Genomic DNA, 24,109 nt, shown 5'->3' with positions numbered 1-24,109 from the left:
GGACGAGATTAGGAATTCACTTTCCTTGTTTGGGACGAAAAGTAAGACGGACGTTGCCTGGATTTGTGCCTGTTTTTCGAACGTGCGGGCGGGGCAGAAAAAGTGAACTGTGCCGATTCCCGGATAAGTAAATTTCAGGAAATAATTAAATTTCGGTCGATATACTTTGAGTGTCGATGATTTTCGAATAGGGTGAGGTGTCAGTCGCCGTCGACTGTCTTGGCAGCAATCATGAAGTCGGCAATCAGCCCGTAATGGTTCGAGCCGAAATTGTCTGGCAGACGCTTGACGCTCATCAGCGTCGCTGGCTTGCGAGCGAAGATATGATCGATGGCGATGCCGAAGCGTCCGGCGCGGATCGGCCATGTTGCCGGTTCCCACGGCGCTTTCTCGAGGCGCGTTTGCGCCATGAACTCCCGCATATCGGGGACGATGCTGGCGGAGTTGAAATCACCACCGAGAATGAGTGGTCCCTCTATCTGGCCCAGTATGTCTGAAAGCTTGCTCAGTTCTTCGCTATGATATTTGTCGAAGTACGGTTTTGTCAGATGAACCTGCGCAAGCGTCAGCGTTACGCCCTCAAGGTCGATATGGGCAAGGCCTGCACGTTCCTGGCTGACGTAGCTGAGGCTGCCGATCTTGCCATCGATGAGCGGTCTCTTCGATAGCATCAGAAGATCGCAGTCGCTGACAGCGATGCCGCAACCCAGACGATAGGGATAGGTCTGGGAAAGCCGGGGGAGGACGTTCCGCAGGGCCGCTGCTTCCATGACGTAGACCACGTCCGCCTGCGAGGCGACGATGGCATCGGCAATTGATTCGGCGCTTCTGCGGTTTTCTCTCAGCACATTGAAGGACAACAGCCGGAACGGCTTGGCCGATGACGAATAAATCCCGTCTGTGGAGAAATCCTGTTGCATGATGACGCCATGCGCCGTGAGAACCAGTGACCAAGCCAGAAGGGCGACAAACAGGCGCGAGCGCAATGCCCAAAGGCAGATTGCCGAGGCAAACGACGCCAGAAGCGCTATATGAAGCTGGAAGCTGGTGACGAAAGCGAGCAGCCAGAAATCATAGATATATCTGAAGCTTATGGAAAAAAGCGCCGCAATGATCGCAGTCGAGGCGATGCAGGTGAGCCGTGCTTTCACGCGTAAATTCCCGTCTCTTCGCTCTCCCGCATGTCGATTAGCATGGGCCACTCAAACACACAATGTTGCAGGATCGACAGTCGGCCGAGAAAAACGGACGAAAAAATGTCGGGCGGGGCAAAATTGCGGCAGCTTTATGTGCTTTCCTCTTGCCAAGGTCGGGCATATTTTGCGATCACACATATCAAGCGCGATTTTGTCTTCGCGCAAGCATGGCCGAGACCCTGGGGATGGAGTTTGTCTTGGATCAAATCGGAGCGGGAGGACTCATGCGATTTTCAACGAAATTAGCGCAGAGGATGGTGTAGCGGTGAGCGAGCACGTAAATGACCATGACGCCTCGGGTGAACCCACCCGTCGCGATTTTCTATATCTTGTAACGGGTATGGCTGGTGCCGTCGGCGCCGCCGCCGTCGCATGGCCTTTCATCGACCAGATGCGCCCGGATGCCTCCACGCTCGCTCTCGCGTCCATCGAGGTCAATGTTGCCAGCGTCGAACCCGGCATGTCTCTGACCGTGAAGTGGCGCGGAAAGCCGATCTTCATTCGCAACCGCACGGAAAAGGAAATCCAGGAAGCCAACGCCGTGGAACTGGCGCAGCTGAAGGACCCGGTCGCCCGTAACGCCAACCTTGCACCCGATGCACAGGCCACCGACGTCGATCGTTCGGCCGGACAGGGCAAGGAAAACTGGATCGTCATGATCGGTTCCTGTACCCATCTAGGCTGCGTTCCGCTCGGTCAGGCGGGCGATTTCGGCGGGTGGTTCTGTCCCTGCCATGGCTCGCACTACGATACGGCGGGCCGCATTCGCAAAGGTCCGGCGCCGGAAAACCTGCATATTCCGACCTTCGCATTCACATCCGATACCGTGATCAGAATCGGATAAGGGGACAGATGAAATGAGTGGTCATTCCAGTTACCAGCCATCGACCGGCATCGAAAGATGGGTCGATTCCCGCCTTCCGCTACCGCGTATGATCTATGACAGCTTCGTGGCCTATCCGGTTCCGCGCAATCTGAACTACGCTTACACCTTCGGTGCCATGCTTGCCGTCATGCTGATCGTGCAGATCCTGACGGGCGTGGTGCTTGCCATGCATTATGCCGCCGAGACGACGGTCGCCTTTACCTCCGTCGAGAAGATCATGCGCGACGTGAACCATGGCTGGCTGCTGCGCTACATGCATGCCAATGGCGCGTCCTTCTTCTTCATCGCGGTCTATCTGCATATTGCCCGTGGTCTCTATTACGGCTCTTACAAAGCGCCGCGCGAAATCCTCTGGATCCTCGGTTGCGTCATCTTCCTTCTGATGATGGCGACCGGCTTCATGGGCTACGTTCTGCCTTGGGGTCAGATGTCCTTCTGGGGCGCGACCGTCATCACCGGCTTCTTCACCGCCTTCCCGCTGGTCGGCGAGTGGATCCAGCAGTTTCTGCTCGGTGGATTTGCAGTTGATCAGCCGACGCTGAACCGCTTCTTTGCGCTTCACTACCTGCTTCCCTTCATGATCGCCGGTGTCGTTATCCTGCACATCTGGGCGCTGCATGTGACCGGCCAGACCAACCCGACGGGTGTCGAAGTCAAGAGCAAGACGGACACGGTTCCGTTTACGCCCTATGCAACGCTGAAAGATGCGCTTGGCGTATCGATCTTCCTGATCGCCTATGCCTGGTTCGTCTTCTACATGCCGAACTTCCTCGGCCACCCAGACAACTACATCATGGCGGACTCGTTGAAGACGCCGGCTCACATCGTGCCGGAATGGTACTTCCTGCCATTCTACGCCATGCTGCGTGCCATCACCTTCAATATCGGTCCGATCGATTCCAAGCTCGGCGGCGTTCTGGTGATGTTCGGCGCGATCGTCGTGCTGTTCTTCCTGCCATGGCTCGATACCTCCAAGGTTCGCTCTGCGGTCTATCGTCCCTGGTACAAGCTGTTCTTCTGGATCTTCGTTGCCAATTCCATCATGCTCGGCTGGCTCGGCTCGCGCCCGGCGGAAGGCCTCTACGTGACGATGTCGCAGCTGGGAACGCTCTACTACTTCGGTTTCTTCCTCATCATCATGCCACTTCTCGGCCTGTTCGAGACGCCAAGGCGCATTCCGAATTCGATCACCGAGGCTGTTCTTGAAAAGAACGCCAAGGCGGCAAACGGCACGCCTGCCGGCGTGAAGATCTGAGTGCGGGAGAAAATGATGACAATGAAGAAGCTTGTATCGGGCATCGCGCTCATTGCCGCTCTCGGTGGATTTACTGCAGCATCGGCAGCAGAGGAAGCCCACGACGATCTGGCCTCGAAGACGACCCATGCGATTGCGGGCGGGCATTTCCCCATCCTCAAGCCGCATGAGGAGAAATGGTCTTTCGCTGGCCCTTTCGGTAAATATGACAAGGGCCAGCTCCAGCGTGGCCTGAAGATCTACAAGGAAGTCTGTTCCGCGTGCCACTCGATGAATCTGGTCAGCTTTCGTACGTTGACCGGCCTGGGCTATTCGGAAGATCAGGTGAAGGCCTTCGCGGCGGAATATGAAGTGCAGGACGGTCCGAATGCCGATGGTGAGATGTTCACCCGCAAGGCCGTTCCATCCGACCACTTCCCATCACCCTATCCGAACAAGGAAGCGGCTGCTGCCTCCAACGGTGGTGCCGCGCCACCGGACATGTCTCTGCTTGCCAAGGCACGCGGCGTGGAGCGTGGATTCCCGCAGTTCATCATCGACATGATCCCGGTTATCGGCGGTTATCAGGAAGGCGGCCCGGATTATATCCACGCCTTGCTGACGGGGTATCAGGAGCCGCCAGCTGGCATCAAGAACCCGGATGGTTCGGACTACAAGGTGCCGGAAGGCACGCACTTCAACCCTTACTTCGCCAGCGCGACGTCGTTGAAGATGGCCCAGCCTATCAGCAACGATCAGGTGACCTATGATGACGGCACGCCACAGACTCTGGAGCAATACTCCAGAGACATCTCCGCATTCTTGATGTGGGCTGCCGAGCCGCACCTGGAAGAGCGCAAGCGCACCGGGTTCATGGTCATCGTGTTCCTGTTCATCTTCACGGCGCTGCTCTATCTCACGAAAAAGGCGGTCTATTCGCGAAAAGAGCACTGATAGCTTTGAGCACCTGCGTTTTACGGCCCCCACGGTCTTCCGTGGGGGCTTTTCTATGCAATAGCGGAAGGGCTTGATGACGTGAATCTTGAACGATGGCTGTCCGTGTCGTGCCGCCCACGTTGAGGCGAGGGGCCGATGAGGCGCTTCCCGCTCTCTGTCGTTCCTTACTCTCTCAGTTACTCATTCAAAGACGTCTGCGCGGCGGTCACCGGGATTTAACGTGCGGGCTAACACCAGTCCTTTTTCGTTGGTTCACGGACGTCAAATTGATAAGGTGCCGCCAACTTCCAACCCGATACTTCAACTGGACATGCCATGACGACTATCGCCTCGGAGCTTGCTGCCGCCATTCGCTCCATCAACGACTATCCCAAGCCTGGGATCGTGTTCCGTGACATCACGACCCTGCTCGGAAATCCTCGGGCATTTCGCCGTGCCGTCGACGAGCTCGTGCAGCCCTATGCGGGCACCAAGGTTGACAAGATCGCTGGTATTGAAGCCCGTGGCTTCATTCTCGGCGGCGCGATGGCCCATCAGCTTTCCACCGGCTTCGTACCGATCCGTAAAAAAGGAAAGCTGCCGCACACGACGGTGCGCGTGGCCTATAGTCTCGAATATGGCGTCGACGAGATGGAGATGCATGTCGATGCAGTCCAACCGGGTGAGAAGGTCATTCTGGTGGACGATCTAATTGCAACCGGAGGAACGGCGGAAGGGGCCGTCAAGCTGCTGCGCCAGATGGGTGCAGAAATCGTATCCGCCTGCTTTGTCATCGACCTTCCCGATCTTGGCGGGCGCAAGAAGCTGGAAGACCTTGGCGTCGAAGTCCGCACGCTCGTGGAGTTCGCAGGGCATTAATCATGTCATCGGGCGGACAGGCTCGTTGTCTGAAAAAAACCGAGAGGGTGTTCATTCTCTCAATGCGCATGTCGCGCCTGCCAACGTGCTGCGCGACATGATCTGGAGCCGAAAACTTATTCGAATTCCAGCACCTTGCTTTCGAAAGTCACCACCAGTTCTCCACGTTGATTGACGCCTTCATTGAGCGTCGTGTTCAACAACAGGCCGGGACGTGATGCCAGTGGACGGGCGGCTAGGAGTGTGGCGAAATAGGTGATGTCGTCGCCAGCATAGACCGGATGCAGCCATTTGAGCTTGGTGAGGCCGGGCGAGGGGCCAAGTTTCGGTGGCTCGATGCCTTCGCTCGTCAATCGCTTCACTTCCTTCGTCCAGTAGCTGAGGAAGCACTTCATCCATGACGCACTGGTCTGCCAACCGGACGCACACAGGCCCTCGAAAACGGAGTTTTTGGCGCCTTCTTCGCTTAGGTGAAATGGCTGAGGATCGAACTTCTCCGCATAGCGGATGATCGAGTCCGCTGAGAAATGGATCGTCCCCAGCTCCAGTTTCTCACCGACAGGGTATAGCTCGATGAACTTCATGGCGTTGCCTCCGTCGATGTCGCCAGCATGGCGTTCAATTCGACGATGCAGACGGTGTCGCCGTGTTGATTTTGCAGTTCGTGGCGAAGTTTGACAACGCCGCGCCCGGGCCTGGACTTCGACACGCGCCGCTCAACCACGGTAGATGTGCCGCTCAGCGTGTCTCCCGCCAGAACAGGCTTCTTCCATTCGACGAAATCCACGCCCAATCCCGCCTGGGAGCTTGAATGGCCGATGTAGCTATCCACAGTCATGCGCATCAGCATGCCACATGTGTGCCAACCTGACGCGGCAAGGCCGCCCAGAATGCTGGCCTTGCCAGCCTCTTCGGAGAGATGCATCGGCTGCGGGTCGAATTCCAATGCGAATTCAACGATCTCGTCCGCCGTTACCGTCTTTGGTCCAAGCGGAAAACTGCGCCCGGGGGCAAAATCTTCAAAACTGTATTTCACGAGCTTACTCCTCCGTCCCGTGACGTTGAACTCAAGCTAACGCCAATATTCCCTTTACGTAAAGGTCAGATTGGCTTCAGCGTGATGGAAGTGGCGTACGAGGCCCGCAGGATGCCTCGCTGAGAGTCGAGGCATGATTGTTTCGTCGGACAGGGCCCACATGGGACGGCGAGCAGATTTGCTTTTTGAAGAGACGGTGCAGTCATGTCGGCACCGTCCAAATACTGCCGGCATGCAGCTGCCGCGTCAAAAACCGATCAGGTGTTGAAGCGGAAGTGGATGACATCGCCATCCTGAACGACATATTCCTTGCCTTCATCGCGGCCCTTGCCGGCTTCCTTGGCGCCCACTTCGCCCTTGTAGGCGACGTAGTCGTCGTAGCCGATCGTGAAGGCGCGAATGAAGCCACGTTCGAAATCCGTGTGGATGACGCCCGCTGCCTGCGGTGCCTTGGTGCCGCGAACGATGGTCCAGGCGCGGCATTCTTTCGGGCCTACCGTAAAGTAGGTGATCAGATCAAGCAGATGGTAACCGGCGCGGATCAGACGGTCGAGACCGGCCTCTTCAAGGCCGAGCGCCGACAGGAACTCCTTGGATTCTTCTTCCGGAAGCTGAGCAACTTCAGATTCGATCGCAGCCGAGATGATGACGCATTCGGCACCCTGCGCCTTTGCCATTTCGGCAACAGCTTTGGTGTGCTCGTTTCCATTCACGGCATCGGCTTCCGCCACGTTGCAAACGTAGAGAACCGGATGCGATGTGAGGAGGTTCAGGCCCTTGAGGACTTCGATCTCGTCTGCTGCCAGCGTCTTTAGAAGAAGACGTGCAGGTTTGCCTTCATTGAGGAGCTTGATGACGGCTTCCATGACAGGCAGCTGTGCCAGCGATTCCTTGTCCTTCGAGGTTGCCCGCTTGCGCGTTTGCTCGACGCGGCGCTCGAGGCTCTCCAGGTCGGCCAGCATCAGTTCCGTTTCGATGGTCTCGGCGTCGCCGACCGGATTGATGCGGCCTTCGACGTGGGTGATGTCGTCATCTTCGAAGCAACGCAGCACGTGAACGACAGCGTCCACCTCACGAATATTGGCAAGGAACTTGTTGCCGAGACCTTCACCCTTGGATGCGCCGCGAACCAGACCGGCGATATCGACAAACGAGATGCGTGTCGGGATGATTTCTTTCGAACCGGCAATATCGGCCAGAACACGCATGCGCGCGTCCGGCACCGCGACTTCACCGGTATTCGGCTCGATGGTGCAGAAGGGATAGTTGGCTGCCTGTGCTGCTGCCGTTTTCGTCAGCGCGTTGAAGAGTGTGGACTTGCCGACATTCGGCAGGCCGACGATACCGCATTTGAAGCCCATGGCTTGAACCTGTCTTTAACTTTTGAAAATTCCATTGCCAGCCTTTTGCGGAAACGGCGGGACAAGGTCAAGCCTTGTTGCCGCAAAGGACGAGAATTCCGCCCTTTGCCTGTTATGCCGCGGGCTGACCAAGGCCAAACCAGCTGGAGATGAGCGCCCACCCGCCATAGACAATGGCGAGCGTTGCAAGCAGCGACACCACCGCCATCAGGAGGCCGCCAAGCAACGCCAGGTCGTCGCGTTGGGCGATTGCCAAGGCGATGATCAGAACGGTGATGCCAGGTAGCATATTGCCGAACGGAATGGGCAGAGCGATGATTACGGCCATCAGGAAGATCACGATGCCGAGCAGCGTCTGCCCTGCAAATCTTGCCAGCACATGACCGCGTGGCTTCAGCAGGCGCTCCAGTTTTTCTAATCGGGGCGCTGCTTTTTCTGCCGTCAGTTCGATGATGGAGCGCGAGACAGCGAGACGGCCGAGGATACTCGGCAGCACAAGTCTTCGCGCCCGAAAGATGATCTGCAACGACAGTATGGCAAGCGCTGTCCCGAAAATCATTCCTGCCGGAATGCCCGGGGTCGGTATGATAGCGGGAATGGCAAAGACCAGGAGCACGAAGGCGATCGCCTTGTCGCCCAGGCGGTCAAGCAGATCATCGAGCGAGACGCGCTCGGGAAGCCCATGGGGCAGATGCTTGAGGGCTGCTGCCATGCTTTTATGAGGCGCTTCCTTATCCATGGATCGCCACGTCGTAGAAAAAGAGGGTGGATTGGTCGTTATGCGTCATGGGAATGAAATGGGGACGGCGCTTGTCGTTTCAAGTCACCGCGCGCCGACTTCGAGCCTCTATTGACGCGCTCGAAAGCCTCAATCCTTATTGCCGAACATCCTTTTGAGCATCTCTGCCATAGGCCCGGTTTCCGGCAGCTTTTTCGGTTGCGCATGATTGCGGGCCTGATGGATGTGCGACTGTCCCGCCGCTTTCGCCGTCTTTGCAGCCTTGTCAGCGTCTGACTTGGCGCCTGTTGCAAGCGCAAGCTTGTTCATCAACTGGGAGTCCTCACCCTTCACCAGCATGGCGGCATTATCGGCGATCGCGTCGAGCAGCGGCTCGAGCCACGCCTTGTCCGCCTTGGCAAAATCGCCAAGGACGTGACCGTGAACACGGTCCTTGTCACCCGGGTGGCCGATGCCGAGGCGCAGGCGCCGATAATCCTTGCCACAATGGGCATCGAGCGATTTCAGGCCATTATGGCCGCCATGGCCGCCACCGATCTTCACGCGGGCGCGACCGGCGGGCAGGTCAAGCTCATCATGGATAGCAATCACGTCGGAGGGCTTCAGTTTGTAGAAGCGCATCGCTTCGCCAACGGCTTCGCCCGAGAGGTTCATGAATGTCAGCGGCTTCATCAGCAGGATTTTTTCACCGGCGATCTCGCCCTCTGAGATTTCGGCCTTGAACTTTTTCGACCATGGTGTGAACGACGCCAGGCGTTGCAGGGCGTCGACGGCCATGAAGCCGATATTATGGCGGTTGCCGGCATACTGGCTGCCTGGGTTGCCGAGACCGGCTATGATGATCATGGACGCATTCCGTTTCAGTCAAGTGTTGTCTTCTCACCAACGCGAAACGCAGCCAGTGTCAACTTTTTTGTGCAGGAAACGAAAGCGGCCCACTTACTCGCTGATGACCAGACCGTACTTCTCATAGATGCGCCGCTGGGTGCCGTCGGAGATCAGATCATCCAGCACTTTCTGCATTCTTTCGATGAGACTGTCCGGCACGCTTTTGTTGCAGGCCATGCCAAGCCTTTGTTTGCTAAAGGTGATGACCTCTGTGAGTTCATGCTGAGGAAGATTTTTAAGGGCGCTTTCAGACATGGGCATCATGTCGATCCGGCCAGCGATCAGTTTTGAAAGCGTGTTGTTGAAGTCCGCGCTGACATCGATGCGCGGAAAATTCATCGAGCGCAGCAGCGCTTCCGTATAGTCGTTTCGCTGGGTTCCGATCGTATAGGCCTTTGCATCCTGCAGTGTCGCGATCTTCAAGACGTGGTCTTTGCGTGCGACCAGAACGTTGCGATCGGTGTGGATAGGCGACACCCATTTGAAGCGGTTTTCACGCTCTGCGGTGCGGGCCGCAGCGAACACGCAATGCATCGGCGCGGTTTCCGCCAGCTTTATTGCGCGTGCCCAGGGCATGACGGTCGCTTCATATTGCGTGCCGGTTCGCTCCAGAATGATCTTCAGTTGATCCCAGTAGACACCGCTAGGCTGACCGTTTGCATCGCGCACATTGTACGGCGGATAATACTCCGTCGACAGGATCAATTTTTCCGCCTTGGCAGATGTTGCCGCCAGCAGGCAGGCTGACAATCCGGCCCACAGAAGACAAAGTCGTAACATTGCTCCCCCCCCCTCACGCAGCGTTTATGTCGCGGACCTCAGTCTCTTGCTCATCTCTCCGAACGTCCGGTATTTTTCTGCGAGGACATCTATAGCGCTCGGTCTGGAAAACAGATAGCCCTGACCACAGTCCACGCCAATCTCCTGCAGCATCTTCATCTGCTCTTCGGTTTCCACCCCTTCGGCAATCACCAGGCAGTTCATCTTGTGCGAAATCGCGCTGATACCTTCGACCAGCATGCGGCTCTTCTTGCTGATATCCTGCGCGTCATCGCTGATGGAGCGCGTGAAAGACTGATCGATCTTGACGATGTCGACAGGAAAGCGGTTGAGGTAGCTCAGGGACGAATATCCGGTGCCGAAGTCATCCAGCGCAATGCGGCACCCAAGCTGACCCAGCGCATTGAGGACTGCGCGGACCTGCGGGTCGTCGTGCATCAGAACCGCTTCGGTGATTTCCAGGACAAGCCTTGTTGGAATAACGCCGTAACGGTGCAGCAAGCCGGCAATACGAGTGGGTAGCCCGGTTTCGAATTGTTGCGCGGAGAAATTGACGGCGACATAGGCGTTTTCGAGTCCTGGAACTTCAGAGAGTTCGGCAAGGTTCCTGATCGACTGTTCAAGAATTATATTGCCGAGACGCTTGATGCTACCATTGTCCTCAGCGGCGCGAATGATCGGGCCGGGTGGAAGAAGACCCTTTTGCGGATGATGAAGCCGCATCAAGGCCTCGAAGCCACATGTCGCGCCTGTCGTCAGGTTGAGGATGGGTTGGAAGTGGGCTACGAGCCAGTTTTCCTCGATGGCTTGCTCGATCTCCCGTTCGATCTCCGCCCGCTGGCGCGTCTCGTTCATGATCGCGGCATCGAAAACCTGCGCACCATTCTTGCCGGCCCGCTTCCTGGTATACATGGCAAGGTCGGAGCGCTGCAAAAGTTCGGAGGCGCTGCTGGCATGCTCGGGATACATGGCGACACCGATGCTGGCACTCAGACGAATGCCTTGGCCGTTGACCATGAAGGGTTCATTGAACATGGCGCCGATCTTGTCGCAAAGCTTCAAGGCGCGCTCTTCTGCGTCGCTACCGGTCAGCAGCAGAGCGAACTCGTCGCCGCCGAGCCTTGAGGCCGAATCCTGGGGATGGAGGACGCTTTTCAAACGCTCGACGAATTGTTTGAGAACACTATCTCCTGCCGCATGGCCGAAATTGTCGTTGATGTTCTTGAAACGATCAAGGTCGATGAAGAGGCAGGCAAGCTCGGTCTCGGTCGCATCGACGGTCAGAATTTTCTGATCCAACATCGCTTCGAAGCCCTGACGGTTCAGCAGTCCGGTGAGATGATCGGAAATCGCCTGCAAGCCGTTGCGCTGTTCTGACTGGCGAAGTTCGGTGACATTCGTCATGACACACAAGATATCCGCGCTGGCCTCTTCGATGCTGGTTTCCAGTGTTTTCTCGGAAATCAGCACATCCATCGACCGCCCGTCGGCGCAGATGAAGCGGACAGTGAGTTCGGCGGCGCCGGAATCATCCGCTGGGCCGGAAGCGCGGTTTTGATGGCGTTGGCGAAAGCTTTCGCGATCATCGGGATGGAGAAACGCCTCGAAGCAGCAACCAGACGCTTCCTCACGGCTGTAGCCGGTCGCCTTCACCCAGTAATCGGAGACTGCTGCGATGCGGTTGTTCGGATCGAGTGAGAACAGCATGGCAGGCGTGCGGTTGTAGATTTCCGCTGTGCGCCGATGCGCCCGCTTGATTTCGTGTTCCTCGCGGTCAAGCTGAGTTTGCATCTCGTTGAAGCTTTGGGCGAGCCGCCCCATTTCATCGCTTGATTGCCAATCGACATGATGGCGGGAGCCCAGTCGGCGCGTCGCCTCGATCGCAGCCGTAAGGCGCATGAGCGGGCGCATGACCATCATCCGGTTGCCGATGATTGCTGCGGCGAAAACAGCCAATATCGCCAGAACGAAGATCGACAGAAAGGAAAGCGCAATCCCGTTCAAAGACGAGAACAGACTGATATTGTGAAAGAAGACCTTTATGGTGCCGACCTTCGTTTCTCCGTCCAGGTTCTTGTAGAAAATATCCCGGCTCATGGAGGAGATTTTGCCGGTGCGGGGGGTGCTGGATGTCTGGGTGACATCCAACTGGCCGAAGCTATCCTTGACGCGGACCATATAGATTGCCGGATCTGTGATCAGATTTCCGGTGATCTGGTTGATACTGTCGTCGTCCAGGTCCCAGAGTGGACGCCCCAGCGCCTGTGCATTGGCCACGATGAGAATTTCGAGTCGGTCTGCCTGGCTGGATGTCGCCTCGCTATAGGAGAGAGACAACAGAAGCGTAAAAAGCGGTGTGACAATGGCCAGCAAGACGCCGGACACGATTGCTAGAAAGCGCCTTTCCACCGAATGGGTCATCTACCCTCTCTAAGACTCCACAGAGCGCCTTTAATCCCGCTTCAAGCTCGGGCGATACATTGCGCCGAGATAGCCGCGACCGCGCGATCACATTCACCTATCTTCCAAGGTTGGTTCCAATAGCGGTTCTAAAGCCAAAGATTTTAGGTATCCTTTCACAGGATGCTTAATCGTTTGTTGAATTCAGCGCGCACGGCTAGGCCTGCAATCGATCCGGCGGTCACGCGCCGCGCGGCAAAGCGCGCATAAAAAAACCCCGCATCTTTCGATACGGGGCTTTTTCGAAACGACCCGAGAGGGGTTATTCGGACTTGTCTTCGTCTTCTGCAACGTCTGCGGCGTCTGCTTCAGCAGCGACGGCATCGTCTTCAACAACGTCGACAACCGGCGGAACGATCGTTGCAACGGTGAAGTCGCGATCGGTGATCGTCGGGGTGACGGCCTTCGGCAGCTTGATCTGCGAGATGTGAACGCTGTCACCGATCTTCAGACCTTCGAGGTCGACGGTGATCGCATCCGGAATCTGGTTCGCAGGAACGTTGGCTTCGATCGTGTGGCGAACGATGTTCAGAACGCCGCCGGTCTTGATCTCGGACTTGTCTTCATTGATGAAGTGAACCGGGATTTCGACAGTGACGTTCGAGTTTGCCGAAACGCGCAGGAAGTCCACGTGCATCGTGAAGTCACGAACCGGGTCCAGCTGGTAGTCCTTCGGCAGAACCTTGTACTTCTTGCCGTCGACGTCGATCGTTGCGATCGTCGTCATGAAGCCGCCGCCGTGGATGCGCTTGGTGATTTCGTTGGTCGAAATCGCGATAGAAATCGGGGCCTGCTTGTCACCATAGATGACAGCGGGAATCAAACCGTTGCGGCGAAGTTCACGAGAGGACCCCTTACCAACTCGTTCGCGCGCCTCGGCCTTGAGCTCATAAGTTTCTTTGCTCATGGCATTTCCTTTTCGAGGTTATATGGAGAGTTCAAACAGGCAAAGCCTGACGAGAACTGGGGCGGCGCCTGCGCCAACCCGACCGCGTTGCCTCCAAGGGTGTCTACACGGATGCGCGCGCTATAGTATAAAGCTGCCGCAAAGGCAAGGCCGTGCCGCGTGCGACGGCATCACGCGCATGTCGCTGCGTCGCCACCGTCCGGTGCTCCCACATGCGACTATTTTACTGTTGAAAGACTGCTTCAACCGGCGCACCATAAGGAACGCTTTGGGAGGAGCCTATGTCGAACGACGCCGCACATGCCACTCATGTCTATGAGAGCGCCAATCATTCATCCGCTGCCGCAAGTTCTCCTATCGTCGCGTCATGGCGGCGGTGCATGACCATGCATCATCTGGCACCGGAGGAAAACCGCAAGCCGATCCTTCTCTCGGAAGCGGAGTTTCGCAAGGCTCGCGACGAGGCATTCGACCTTCTGGCCGAGAGTGCGGATGAGATCGATCGAATCTTTTCGACCGTCGGACGGGCAGGGTGCTGCCTGCTTCTGACCGATGCCAAGGGTGTGGCGTTGGAACGACGTGGGGCCGCTAGCGATGACGAGGATTTCCGCAAGGCGGGGCTTTGGTCGGGCGCGCTGTGGAGCGAGGCCAGTGTTGGCACCAACGGTATCGGCACAGCGCTTGCCGATGAGCGGCCTGCAGTGGTCTATCGCGACCAGCACTTCTTCAGCTCCAACATCAACCTGTCCTGTACGACAGCACCGATCCGCGATCACCGTGGGCAGGTTACGGGCGCACTTGATATCTCCACCTGTCGCGACGATATCAACGAACTGACTTTTTCGATGGTGACGCAGACCGTGCGCGATGCGGCACAGCGTATCGAGGGCAATCTTTTCCGGCGCGCCTTTCCAGGTGCGCGCATCTTGATGGTGCCTTCCGCCCATTCCGCCATGCTTTCGCTGCTTGCCGTCGATCAGGACGACATCATTCTGGGCGCTACCCGTGCGGCCAGGCTTGCGCTTCGGCTAGACGATGCGCGGATTGCACAAGGGATTGCGGCGTCCGACGCTCTCAAGGAAGAGCGGCATGACAAAGGAAGCGATCTCATGGAGGCCGAGCGCGCCGCACTCCGGCGCGTTCTGGCGCGTACCAACGGCAACGTCACGCAAGCCTCTGAACTGCTCGGCATCAGCCGCGCCACTCTGCACCGAAAGATGAAGAAACTCGCGGTCCACTGAAGCGGGCAAACCGCGACGGATTGGCGCGGGCGTTGTCGCAGATGTGACACACTGTGCAGTGCGGAACGCGATCTGACCCCTTTGATTTGCCCCATTGTCGGCACAACCTCTCTTCACGCGATCGCACATCGATCGTTGTTCATCAGGGAGGATGAAAACATGAACATCCAGGTTCAGCACAAAGCGGGTGAGACACCGTTCAAACTGAAATACGGCAACTATGTCGGCGGCAAATGGGTGGAGCCGAAGTCCGGGCGCTATATGGACAACATCTCCCCCGTTACCGGCCAGAAGATTTGCGAAGTGCCGCGATCCGATGCCAGCGACATTGAAGCCGCGCTCGATGCCGCGCATCAGGCGCGTGCCGCCTGGGGCCGCACCAGCGTGACGGAGCGCTCCAACATTCTCTTGAAGATTGCCCAGCGGATCGAAGATAATCTCGATCTTATCGCCCGGGCGGAAACCTGGGATAACGGCAAGCCGCTGCGCGAGACCACCAATGCCGATATTCCGCTGACCATTGATCACTTCCGTTATTTCGCAGGATGTATCCGCGCCCAGGAAGGCTCGATCGGCCAGATCGACAACGACACGGTCGCCTATCATTTTCATGAGCCGCTTGGCGTTGTCGGCCAGATCATTCCATGGAACTTCCCAATCCTGATGGCGGCCTGGAAGCTTGCGCCAGCGCTTGCCGCCGGCAACTGCGTGGTGCTGAAGCCTGCAGAGCAGACGCCCGCCTCGATCCTGCTCGTCATGGAATTGATCGAAGACCTGCTGCCGGCGGGCGTGGTCAATATCGTCAACGGCCTTGGCACGGAAGCCGGCAAGCCGCTGGCGCAGAGTAGCCGCATCGCCAAGATCGCCTTCACTGGCTCGACGTCTGTCGGCAAGGAGATCATGCGTTATGCGGCAGACAACGTCACTAACATCACGCTGGAACTTGGCGGCAAGTCGCCGAACGTGTTCTTTGCCGATGTGATGAATGAGGACGACGCCTTCCTGGACAAGGCGCTTGAAGGCTTTGCCATGTTCGCGCTGAACCAGGGCGAGGTCTGCACATGCCCATCCCGCGCGCTTGTGCATGAATCGATCTATGACCGCTTTATGGAAAAGGCGCTGAAGCGCGTACAGGCAATCAGCCAGGACGATCCGCTGAACGCTTCCACCATGATCGGCGCGCAGGCGTCTCAGGAACAGTTCGACAAGATCATGGGCTACCTGGAAATCGGCAAGAAGGAAGGCGCGAAAGTGTTGACCGGCGGCGACAAGAAATCGCTCTCCGGCAATCTCAAGGACGGCTTCTACATTCAGCCGACCATTTTTGAAGGCAACAACAAGATGCGGGTCTTCCAGGAGGAAATCTTCGGTCCCGTCGTTTCCGTCACCACCTTCAAGACAGTGGAAGAAGCCATCGAAATCGCCAACGACACCGTTTATGGTCTTGGTGCCGGTGTCTGGAGCCGCGATACCAACCTTGCCTACCGCGCAGGTCGCGGTATCGAAGCTGGACGCGTTTGGACGAATTGCTACCACGCCTATCCGGCAGGGGCGGCTTTCGGTGGCTACAAGCAGTCGGGCATCGGTCGCGAAACCCACAAGATGATGCTCGATCATTATCAGCAGACCAAGAACCTGCTTGTGTCCTACAGCCCCAACAAGCTTGGCTTCTTCTGACAATATTGGACCTCGGCGCCGCAGGCAGTCTGCCGGTGGCGAGGTCTACTGAGGTTCAGGCAAAGCTTCGGGCGAGCGCAGATGCGGTTTGTATCGAAGCGGTCTGAATTGACGTAAAGGTGTCATCAAACAGGCGCATATCCTCCTCGTTATTTTTGCGTGGATCGATATGCGCCATTTATTTTTTTATCTTTTTCACGTCGCTCGCACCGCCCATGGGTGCCGCTCATGAGCGAGATTGCCGGAGAATTTCGTGGCGGTGAACGCTTCGGCAGGCTGGAGACGGAAAGTTCGCGCTGGCTCGCGATTTGTCTGTTTTCAGTTCTCGGCATCACAGTGTTTCGCATTGTCTGTCTCGCCTTCAACCGGACAGATCTTTTCGTCGACGAGGCGCAGTACTGGCTGTGGAGCCGGGAAATGGCTTTTGGAGCTTACTCCAAGCCGCCCTTGATTGGCTGGGTCATTCGTCTCACCACCTGGATCTCGGGCGGGGAGGGGACGTTTGAGGTTCGTCTTGCGGCACCCATCCTGCATGCGCTGACGGCTGCTGCAATGCTCCATCTCGGACGCATGCTCTATGATGTGCGGATCGGGGCTATGGCTGCGATCGTCTATATCACGCTGCCCGGCGTGTCGCTGTCCAGTCTCTTGATTTCCACCGACACGCCGATGTTGCTCTTCATCGTGCTATCGATGATCCTGTGGCGCAGGCTTGCCACGGAGAAAGAATATGCGGGGTCTTATGCTCTTTTTCTGGCCGTGGGACTGGGGCTGACGGTCGGGCTCGGTTTTCTCTCCAAATATGCCATGGCGTTTCTGTTCCCGTTTGTCCCGCTTGCCGCCTATCTGGATAAGGGCTGGCGGATAGGATGGTCGCACGCCTTGCTGGTAGGGCTTGTTGCTTTGGTCGTCGTTTCGCCAAATCTTTGGTGGAATTACGCGCATGACTTCGCGACCGCCCGTCACACGGTATCGATCGCGCATTGGAATGCCGCAAGCCTCAATTTCGGCTCGGCGCTTGGCTTCTTCGGTGCTCAAGCCGGTGTCGTCGGACCCTTCGTCTTCATCGCAATGCTGATGGCCTTGCGTGACATGAGACATCCGACAACGCGTTCGCTTTCTGCATTGAGCATTCCGCTTCTCCTGTTGATGACGGCGCAAGCTTTGATTTCGCGCGCGCTCGCCAACTGGGCGGTTGGGGCTTATGCGGCAGGTATTTTGCTGGCGACACCTTGGCTTGCGGCAAGACCGCGTTGGATGCGGGCATCGCTCATTTTGAACACCACTGTTGCTGTCATCCTGCCCCTTCTCACCATCTTCGGTACCGAGTTGCGACTCCCCAATGGCGATCTTGCCTTGAAGCGCTATCTGGGGCGCTCAGCTGTGGTTTCGACAGCCATTGCCGACGCGGAAAAAATGCACGCCAATATTCTTGTCGCCGCCGACCGCTCCTTTCTGGCGGAAATGTTCTATGAGTTGAGAGACGATCGGCGCATCGCGCCACGCGCCTGGAACGAGGCGCCGCAGCTGCCTTCCAGCCATTATGCGCTGCTTTATCCGTTGCAACCTGGCGAGGAGGCGAACGCACTTCTGCTGTCACGCGCCGATTCTTTGCCGTCCTGCATCAAGGATGAGAAGCCCCAGAGCCATTGGGTGGCTTCGGCCGGCTTCATGGAAAGAGCCATCGTCGGCCTCTGGAGAATACCGTCTTCATGTTTTGAAGGGACAAATCATGGATCATGATATCGTTCATATGCGGCTTACCATCTGGCTTACTGTCTTGACGCTGCTCGCTGTCATAATCTTTGCAGTCTTCCCCTTTATCGATCTTGAGGTCTCGGCGTTCTTTTTCAATGGACAACGGGGTGATTGGATGGGCCTTGGCCCAGACTTCAGTTTCTGGAGAGATGTGCTGCGTCATGGTGGAGAAATCTTCGCCGTCGTCGCCTTTCTCATTTTTCTCGGTAATGTCCTGATCGGTTCGAAGCAGCAGACCGGGTGGCGGGTCTGGGCCTTCATCTGGGGAAACACGTTTGTGTGCGCAGGATTGCTGGTGAACGGCGTCCTGAAGACCTGGCTGGGGCGTGCTAGGCCCGATGGTGTCGCAGAGTTCGGCGGCTTCCAGGCATTTACGCCAGCCTTCCAGCTCAGCAATCAGTGCTTCAAGAACTGTTCTTTTTCGTCTGGAGAGACCGCGCTGATCGCAAGCGTCCTTCTTCCGGTCTGTGTGTTGCTGTGGCCGCATCTGTCGCGAAGAGGCAAATTCGCCTGTGGCGTCGTAGCCGCGTTTTTAATGATTGTGACGGCTACAATGCGCATGGCGGCGGGACGGCATTTTTTGAGCGACACGACAATGTCGATCCTTTTTGCCGCGCTGACCACGCTTATCCTCTACCGACTTCTGGCAATTGGACAGTGCAGATCCGTGTTCGCTGCCGGTCCGGTTTCATCGGACGTCCGAGTCATTCTTCGCCGATCAAGCGTTCGCGGTCTTCATTTGCTAAAAGCGACCCTGCGCAAGGTGGTGGAGGTAGGGAGAGCCCTTTCGGCGCGGAGCGCGAAGGAGAGGGCAGGGTTCATCTCTAGACGGACACAGATTGCCGCGGAGTAATCATAGGCGAGTTGCGAATTCCAGATGCTGATGACACGGCTGCGTCTTGGAGCATGCCGTGATCTTTCAGATTCTCTCGTGCGCTTTAGTCGAAGAGACCAGAAACGGACTGTTCCAGAGCCGTGCGGTTGATCGCTTCGCCAAGCAGTGTCGCTGTGGTGATGACACGGATATTATGCGCGGACTGGACTGCGGTGGTGGGCTGGATGCTGTCGGTGATGACGAGTTCACGCAGCTTGGATGAGGAAACACGCGCGACGGCACCGCCAGAAAGGACGCCGTGGGTGATATAGGCGGTAACGCTGGTTGCGCCGTTCTTGAGAAGCGCTTCGGCGGCGTTGCAGAGCGTGCCACCGGAATCGACAATGTCGTCGATCAGGATGCAGTCCTTACCCGAAACGTCGCCGATAACGTTCATGACCTCGGATTCGCCCGGGCGATCACGGCGTTTGTCGACGATGGCGAGCAGACAGTCGAGACGCTTGGCAAGCGCACGGGCGCGGACCACGCCGCCGACGTCCGGTGAAACCACCATGACGTTATTGGTGTCGTAATGTTCCTTGACATCGCGTGCGAGAATGGGTGCCGCGAAGAGATTGTCCGTCGGGATATCGAAGAAGCCCTGGATCTGACCGGCGTGAAGATCGAGCGTTAGAACGCGATCGGCGCCGGCTTCGGTAATCAGATTGGAAACGAGCTTGGCCGAGATTGGTGTTCTTGGGCCAGCCTTGCGGTCTTGGCGGGCGTAGCCGAAATAGGGGAGAACGGCGGTGATGCGCTTTGCCGAAGAACGACGCATGGCGTCGATCATGATCAGCAGTTCCATCAGGTGGTCATTAGCCGGAAAGGATGTGGATTGGACGACGAATACATCTTCACCACGGACATTTTCACTGATTTCTACGAAAATTTCCTGGTCCGCAAACCGTTTTACTGTGGCATTTCCCAGGGGAACATTGAGATACTTGCAGATCGCTTCGGCCAGATGCCGGTTCGAATTGCCTGCGAAAACCTTCATGGGTGCCGCCTGTTTTCCATGCCATCGCTTGAGCCCGGACGTTTTAGTCTGTTCCGCGGCCAGTGCGTCGTTCAACGGGAAGGAATACCCGGCCCAGAAGGGCGCCGGACATGCCGTTTTGCCATGGGCGCCTTAATAGCGCTGTTGCCCGTGAATGCAATAGCCGGAACCGCGTTACCCATGATTTTCGTGAAAACTTTATGACTCACGTGTTTCGCAGACCTTATTCAATCGATTGGATCGGCGGCGGGACTTTTCCCATCGTATGGATTGTATTTATCCACGCGCTGTCTGTCGCCATGCCTGGTAATCATCCAGCGTTCTGGCCGCAATCTTTTGCATGACGCTATCGGTGACTGCCGACCATGGATCGCCGCCTCGTGATGGCACCGTTTCCTGGCCCTGGAGGCGATGGAGGCGTGCGCCATTGGTATCGAGGATGTCCCAGACATAGACAATGGTGACCTTGCCGCCATCCGCAAAAGCGGAGAGGTAGCCCTTTAGGATGTTGTTTGCCGACGTGTCGGCGGAGGGCAGGATCGTCAGGCCTTTGGAACGTGCCTCCGCGCCCAGCTGCCGAGAAAGCGGCGTGACAGCCTGTACCGGTGCCCCGATGATCGGCAGGAAGCGGATGCTGCCGGAACCGGAAGGCGCGAGCGCGGCCGTCTGCCGCCGGGCCTCTGCCGGCACCGGCTGTCCTGGCTGGCGCGCAACGGGTTGGCCATACTGAACGCCGCCGCTCATTGCCTGAGCTTGCGCCTGCAAGGTGTTTTGCGGCGCGTAGGCCGGCACCTGTGGAGCGACGCCGGAGCCGGTGCGATCGGCTGCTGCTGCCATCTGGTCGAGATCGCCCTGGGTGACCGGGGTGGATGGCGTTTGACTGTGTCCGACATTGACCTGCGGCGTCAGCGCATCGCTGGTGTTGCATGCGCAAAGAGCTACGGCGAGACCTGGAATCGCGAGCAGCGCACCAAGCCTGTTCATATCCTACATCTCTTCATCATCATTACGCCCTCCCCAGGACCCTTGTGATTTAAGTGGCGTTTGACCACGGAGTCAAATCAGGCGGTCAACATGTCGAGCCCGTGGCGTGACAATGACTGGGGTGCGCCTTCCGTGGTCACATAGGTCTGGCCGAGCGTCATGGCGATGCCCGCGTCGCTGTCCATGATGATCATGTGGACGAAGAGCGTCATGTTCGGCAGGATTTCCTGCGTGTTGCCGGCGTAGAACATCTGATGCTCCATCCAGGAGGGAGAGAAGCGTGCGCCAAGGGAGTAACCGCAGGCATTCAGGCGATGGCGGGTCAGGCCGCGCTCGTCCATGATTTTCGCGTGAACGTCGAAGACATCGCCAAATGTGTTGCCGGGGCGAAGCACGTCTTCGATGGCGCGAATGTTTTCCGCGCAGGCATTGTAGAGCTCTTTATGACGGAACTCCGGTTCGCCGATCACCACGGTTCGCATCATCGCGGCGTGATAGTGGGCGCTCGCGCCTGCCCATTCGAGCGTGATCTGGTCCTTGGTATCGAGCTTGCGACGTCCGGACTTGTAGCGGCACAACAGCGCGTCCGGGCCGGAGCCGATGATGAACTCATTGGCGGGATAATCGCCACCGCCGGAAAACACAGCACCTTGCATGGCGGCGAGAATATCGGCCTCATCCGCGCCCGGCTTGATCAGGGCGATTGCGGCATCGAGTGCGTCATCGGCAAGCTCACCGGCGCGCTTTGCATAGGCAATCTCGGCGGGGCTTTTGACGAGGCGAAGCGTGCTGACAAGATAGGAGGCATCGACGATCTGGCAGAAGCTTGCAAGCTGGTTATCCAAAAGGCGCGAAACTCGACCGGTCATCCCATGGGTGTCGAACTCAATGCCGACGCGGCAGCCGAGCAGATCCATTTCGCTCATGAGGTTCTTCAGATCGAGCGTCGGATCGGCATTCAGGCGATCCACCCAGATGTAGATGTTTTCGATATTGGACGTGTGGCGTGCCTGGCGCAAATCGGCCGAACGGGTCAGCAGCGCCACGGAGCCGTCCGCCTTGACGATCAGCGTTTGGAAGAAGCAGTAGCCGAAGGTGTCGTAGCCGGTCAGCCAGTACATGCTTTCCTGAGCAAAGAGCAGTACGGCATCCAGCTTTTCCTCGGCCATCTTCTCGATCAGCCGGGCACGACGCGCCTCGAATTCGGCGGGTTCGAAGTGTAGAGCCATCTTAAGTCTCCAAAATTGCTATTGCTGAGATCTGCCGCCCGTAATCCGGTTCGGACAGATGCGTGGTTCTGCGAAAGGAAAAGAAGCGCTTGCCGTCCGGATAGGTGCAGAGATGGAGGTTTTCGGCCTGCACTCCCGCCTTGGTCAGGCGATCCATCGTAAGCTGCTTCAGATCGAAATGGGCATGACCATTGTTTTGCGATGGCGCAAGGTATCGCTCATAGGCGGCGTCGAGCGTCTTGAGGTCTTGGACGCGCTCCGGTCCGACCTCGTAATTTTCCTGCGCAATCGAAGGGCCGAGGGCGGTGGTAATGTTTTCGCGGCGAGCGCCGAGGGCGACCATGCTGTCGATTGTGTTTTCTAGTACGCCATGGACTGCCCCCTTCCAGCCTGCATGGGCTGCGCCGACGACGCCGGCCTGGCTATCGGCAAAGAGAATCGGACCGCAATCTGCGCTCAATACGCCAAGGATGATGCCGGGCGTTGCCGTCACCATGGCATCGGCTTGCGGTCTTGCGCCGTCATAGGTTTTGTCGATGACGACCACATTGGGCGAGTGAATCTGGTGGACGGTTGCGAGTCGCTCGACAGGAAAGCCGAACCACTGCGCCACGCGACGACGGTTTTCCAAAACCGCCTCGCGATCGTCTTGCGAACCGAGGCCGACGTTCAGTCCGCGGTAGATGCCTGTCGACACACCGCCTTCACGGGTGAAGAAACCATGGCGTATGCCGTTTCTGGATGCGGCCTTAAGCAGGTCGCTTTGAACGGGAAACGGCAGCGTATCGTCCTGCATGGGGTGTTCAATCCTTTGCGGTGTCGCCGATTTTTTGAGGGATGATTCTGAGCGAGTGTTTCCGATGAGCGCATCTCAAACGATGCCGTCCGGCAGATTTGTTTCTGCTTCGAATGAGGACAATGGTGGCCCAAGCCACCTGTCTCTGTCAATCCAGTGGACGAAAGGGGAGCAGATGGACAGCTGGGCTCGACACGGCCAATACCTTGAAGAGCTCTCCCATCTTGCCAGCGCCTTCGCCTGCCAGACGGTTGATGGCTTCCGCGATATCCAGCGTCTGGTCGGGCGTTGCCGCCGCCGCCAAAGCCTGGCCCCGCTCTCGTAGCCCAAGCCCGAAGAGAAAGTCGCCCTGGTGCAGACAGCCATTGATATGAACGCCGCTGGCGGTGGCCGTCTTCGTCAGGCTTTCGAAATCCACATGGCTTGTGAGGTCGGCTTCGCCAGGATTGGCCAGAACGGGATCGTATTCATGCATTCTCAGTGCCTGCATTGTGTCGCCATAGCCAGACACCATATGGCCATAGTCGATGATCAGCGCCGTGCCGCCGTGGAGTTTCAGCCTCTCGCACAGCGCCGCCATGACTGCTTCCCTGGCAGGGGAATATTCGAAGATGGTGCCAAGCGCCTGCCTTTCCGGCTGTGGCGGCAGGAGATCTGGATCGATGCTGGCGATGCCGGCGGTGAAGATGAGCTCGTCATCCTCGCTGAGGCTCACGACGCGTTCTCTGAAGCCTTGGGGCGTCTTGACGAATTGACGGATGGGAATCGCATCGAAAAGCTCGTTGGCGGCAATCAGCAGGAAGCCCGGAGGCACATCGTCAAAACTTTCGTGCCAATTGATCTTTCCCTCATGCGTGGCAAGCGTCTTCTGCTGCGTCTCGGTGAGACGCGGGCTGGTTTCGATCAGATGCACGCTCATGGCGTCGTATAAAGGCGTGGCAATGCGCTGGATGACACGCAGCATGTCCGCCATCATCGTGCCGCGACCGGGGCCGATTTCGACAAGCCTGACATTGGCAGGGGTGCCATGGCGCTGCCAGGCATGGACCATGAAGACGCCGAGCATTTCGCCAAAAAGCTGGCTGACTTCCGGCGCGGTAACGAAATCGCCGGTGCGGCCGAAGGGTTGGCGCGTCTTGTAATAGCCATGCTCGGGATCTGCGAGGCAGAGCGAGAAATAATCGGTGACGCTCAAGGGGCCGTTGAGGCGAATGAGAGACTTGATTCGACGGGCAAGGGGCGTTGGCATGG

The 24,109-nt window shown here is 57.5% G+C and carries 23 protein-coding genes; 9 read left to right on the top strand and 14 right to left on the bottom strand.

All coding sequences use genetic code 11. The features are described from left to right. Positions 1 to 200 precede the first annotated feature (200 nt). Positions 201 to 1,151: an endonuclease/exonuclease/phosphatase family protein gene (locus ACQZ5M_RS03470; RefSeq protein WP_296097466.1), complete on the bottom strand. Its 951-nt coding sequence runs from the start codon at positions 1,149 to 1,151 to the stop codon at positions 201 to 203. Positions 1,152 to 1,461: 310 nt separating this feature from the next. On the opposite strand from ACQZ5M_RS03470, the gene petA reads away from it, so the two are divergent. The 4 genes from petA to ACQZ5M_RS03450 all read left to right on the top strand — a co-directional run bounded on the left by petA (position 1,462) and on the right by ACQZ5M_RS03450 (position 5,131). Next, complete coding sequence (gene petA, locus ACQZ5M_RS03465) at positions 1,462 to 2,040, top strand: ubiquinol-cytochrome c reductase iron-sulfur subunit (protein WP_296014554.1); 579 nt, start codon at positions 1,462 to 1,464, stop codon at positions 2,038 to 2,040. 13 nt (positions 2,041 to 2,053) lie between these two features. Further along, on the top strand, positions 2,054 to 3,337 hold the full coding sequence (locus ACQZ5M_RS03460; RefSeq protein ID WP_296014556.1) for a cytochrome b: 1,284 nt from the start codon (positions 2,054 to 2,056) through the stop codon (positions 3,335 to 3,337). 21 nt (positions 3,338 to 3,358) lie between these two features. Continuing rightward, on the top strand, positions 3,359 to 4,270 hold the full coding sequence (locus ACQZ5M_RS03455) for a cytochrome c1 (RefSeq protein ID WP_449079186.1): 912 nt from the start codon (positions 3,359 to 3,361) through the stop codon (positions 4,268 to 4,270). 318 nt (positions 4,271 to 4,588) lie between these two features. Further along, the gene (locus tag ACQZ5M_RS03450; protein WP_296014557.1) at positions 4,589 to 5,131 is read left to right on the top strand and encodes an adenine phosphoribosyltransferase; all 543 of its coding nucleotides are present in this window, start codon (positions 4,589 to 4,591) and stop codon (positions 5,129 to 5,131) included. Positions 5,132 to 5,247: 116 nt separating this feature from the next. Here ACQZ5M_RS03450 and ACQZ5M_RS03445 read toward each other — a convergent pair whose 3' ends face one another. The 8 genes from ACQZ5M_RS03445 to ACQZ5M_RS03410 form a co-directional block, all read right to left on the bottom strand. Next, positions 5,248 to 5,715 (bottom strand): MaoC family dehydratase, encoded by a 468-nt coding sequence (locus ACQZ5M_RS03445; protein WP_296085768.1) that lies wholly within the window; start codon positions 5,713 to 5,715, stop codon positions 5,248 to 5,250. After that, positions 5,712 to 6,167, bottom strand: coding sequence for a MaoC family dehydratase (locus tag ACQZ5M_RS03440; protein WP_296014564.1), 456 nt, complete (start codon positions 6,165 to 6,167; stop codon positions 5,712 to 5,714). Before ACQZ5M_RS03440 ends, ACQZ5M_RS03445 begins: the two co-directional genes overlap by 4 nt. Positions 6,168 to 6,424: 257 nt before the next feature. Beyond that, positions 6,425 to 7,528 carry a redox-regulated ATPase YchF gene (gene ychF, locus ACQZ5M_RS03435; RefSeq protein WP_449079073.1) on the bottom strand — a complete coding sequence of 368 codons (1,104 nt, stop codon included), beginning with the start codon at positions 7,526 to 7,528 and terminating at the stop codon, positions 6,425 to 6,427. A gap of 112 nt (positions 7,529 to 7,640) precedes the next feature. Next, positions 7,641 to 8,240, bottom strand: coding sequence for an exopolysaccharide biosynthesis protein (locus ACQZ5M_RS03430; protein ID WP_296040389.1), 600 nt, complete (start codon positions 8,238 to 8,240; stop codon positions 7,641 to 7,643). A gap of 156 nt (positions 8,241 to 8,396) precedes the next feature. After that, a complete protein-coding gene (gene pth, locus ACQZ5M_RS03425) occupies positions 8,397 to 9,113 on the bottom strand; it encodes an aminoacyl-tRNA hydrolase (protein WP_449079072.1) in 717 nt (238 codons plus the stop codon). A 93-nt stretch (positions 9,114 to 9,206) separates the two neighbouring features. Then, positions 9,207 to 9,935: a substrate-binding periplasmic protein gene (locus tag ACQZ5M_RS03420; protein WP_449079071.1), complete on the bottom strand. Its 729-nt coding sequence runs from the start codon at positions 9,933 to 9,935 to the stop codon at positions 9,207 to 9,209. 24 nt (positions 9,936 to 9,959) lie between these two features. Further along, the gene (locus tag ACQZ5M_RS03415) at positions 9,960 to 12,356 is read right to left on the bottom strand and encodes a bifunctional diguanylate cyclase/phosphodiesterase (protein ID WP_296102401.1); all 2,397 of its coding nucleotides are present in this window, start codon (positions 12,354 to 12,356) and stop codon (positions 9,960 to 9,962) included. Positions 12,357 to 12,657: 301 nt separating this feature from the next. Next, positions 12,658 to 13,302 (bottom strand): 50S ribosomal protein L25/general stress protein Ctc, encoded by a 645-nt coding sequence (locus tag ACQZ5M_RS03410; protein WP_449079070.1) that lies wholly within the window; start codon positions 13,300 to 13,302, stop codon positions 12,658 to 12,660. Between the two features lie 281 nt (positions 13,303 to 13,583). Here ACQZ5M_RS03410 and ACQZ5M_RS03405 point away from each other — a divergent pair, with 281 nt between their 5' ends. The 4 genes from ACQZ5M_RS03405 (at position 13,584) to ACQZ5M_RS03390 (ending at position 18,831) form a co-directional block, all read left to right on the top strand. Then, positions 13,584 to 14,543 carry a helix-turn-helix domain-containing protein gene (locus tag ACQZ5M_RS03405; RefSeq protein ID WP_449079069.1) on the top strand — a complete coding sequence of 320 codons (960 nt, stop codon included), beginning with the start codon at positions 13,584 to 13,586 and terminating at the stop codon, positions 14,541 to 14,543. Between the two features lie 159 nt (positions 14,544 to 14,702). Beyond that, the gene (gene exaC, locus ACQZ5M_RS03400) at positions 14,703 to 16,220 is read left to right on the top strand and encodes an acetaldehyde dehydrogenase ExaC (protein ID WP_449079068.1); all 1,518 of its coding nucleotides are present in this window, start codon (positions 14,703 to 14,705) and stop codon (positions 16,218 to 16,220) included. A 228-nt stretch (positions 16,221 to 16,448) separates the two neighbouring features. Beyond that, positions 16,449 to 17,963, top strand: a complete 1,515-nt coding sequence (locus tag ACQZ5M_RS03395; RefSeq protein ID WP_449079067.1) for an ArnT family glycosyltransferase — start codon at positions 16,449 to 16,451, stop codon at positions 17,961 to 17,963. Then, positions 17,953 to 18,831 (top strand): phosphatase PAP2 family protein, encoded by an 879-nt coding sequence (locus tag ACQZ5M_RS03390; protein ID WP_449079066.1) that lies wholly within the window; start codon positions 17,953 to 17,955, stop codon positions 18,829 to 18,831. Before ACQZ5M_RS03395 ends, ACQZ5M_RS03390 begins: the two co-directional genes overlap by 11 nt. An 85-nt stretch (positions 18,832 to 18,916) precedes the next feature. Here ACQZ5M_RS03390 and ACQZ5M_RS03385 read toward each other — a convergent pair whose 3' ends face one another. Continuing rightward, on the bottom strand, positions 18,917 to 19,804 hold the full coding sequence (locus ACQZ5M_RS03385) for a ribose-phosphate pyrophosphokinase (RefSeq protein ID WP_449079185.1): 888 nt from the start codon (positions 19,802 to 19,804) through the stop codon (positions 18,917 to 18,919). On the opposite strand from ACQZ5M_RS03385, the gene ACQZ5M_RS03380 reads away from it, so the two are divergent. Beyond that, complete coding sequence (locus ACQZ5M_RS03380) at positions 19,688 to 20,053, top strand: hypothetical protein (protein WP_449079191.1); 366 nt, start codon at positions 19,688 to 19,690, stop codon at positions 20,051 to 20,053. The genes ACQZ5M_RS03385 and ACQZ5M_RS03380 overlap by 117 nt on opposite strands. A gap of 72 nt (positions 20,054 to 20,125) precedes the next feature. Here ACQZ5M_RS03380 and ACQZ5M_RS03375 read toward each other — a convergent pair whose 3' ends face one another. The 4 genes from ACQZ5M_RS03375 to ACQZ5M_RS03360 form a co-directional block, all read right to left on the bottom strand. Further along, entirely contained in the window at positions 20,126 to 20,833 is a 708-nt protein-coding gene (locus ACQZ5M_RS03375) for a hypothetical protein (protein WP_449079065.1), read from the bottom strand. 77 nt (positions 20,834 to 20,910) lie between these two features. Further along, on the bottom strand, positions 20,911 to 22,062 hold the full coding sequence (locus ACQZ5M_RS03370) for a M24 family metallopeptidase (protein WP_296014599.1): 1,152 nt from the start codon (positions 22,060 to 22,062) through the stop codon (positions 20,911 to 20,913). Between the two features lies 1 nt (position 22,063). Continuing rightward, a complete protein-coding gene (pgeF, locus tag ACQZ5M_RS03365; protein ID WP_449079064.1) occupies positions 22,064 to 22,858 on the bottom strand; it encodes a peptidoglycan editing factor PgeF in 795 nt (264 codons plus the stop codon). Between the two features lie 148 nt (positions 22,859 to 23,006). Then, on the bottom strand, positions 23,007 to 24,107 hold the full coding sequence (locus ACQZ5M_RS03360; protein ID WP_449079063.1) for a class I SAM-dependent methyltransferase: 1,101 nt from the start codon (positions 24,105 to 24,107) through the stop codon (positions 23,007 to 23,009). Positions 24,108 to 24,109: the final 2 nt, after the last annotated feature.

This window comes from Rhizobium sp. 22-785-1 (assembly GCF_053521965.1).
The sequence above is the reverse complement of the archived record's forward strand: the minus strand, read 5'-3'. Positions and strand labels throughout refer to the sequence as shown.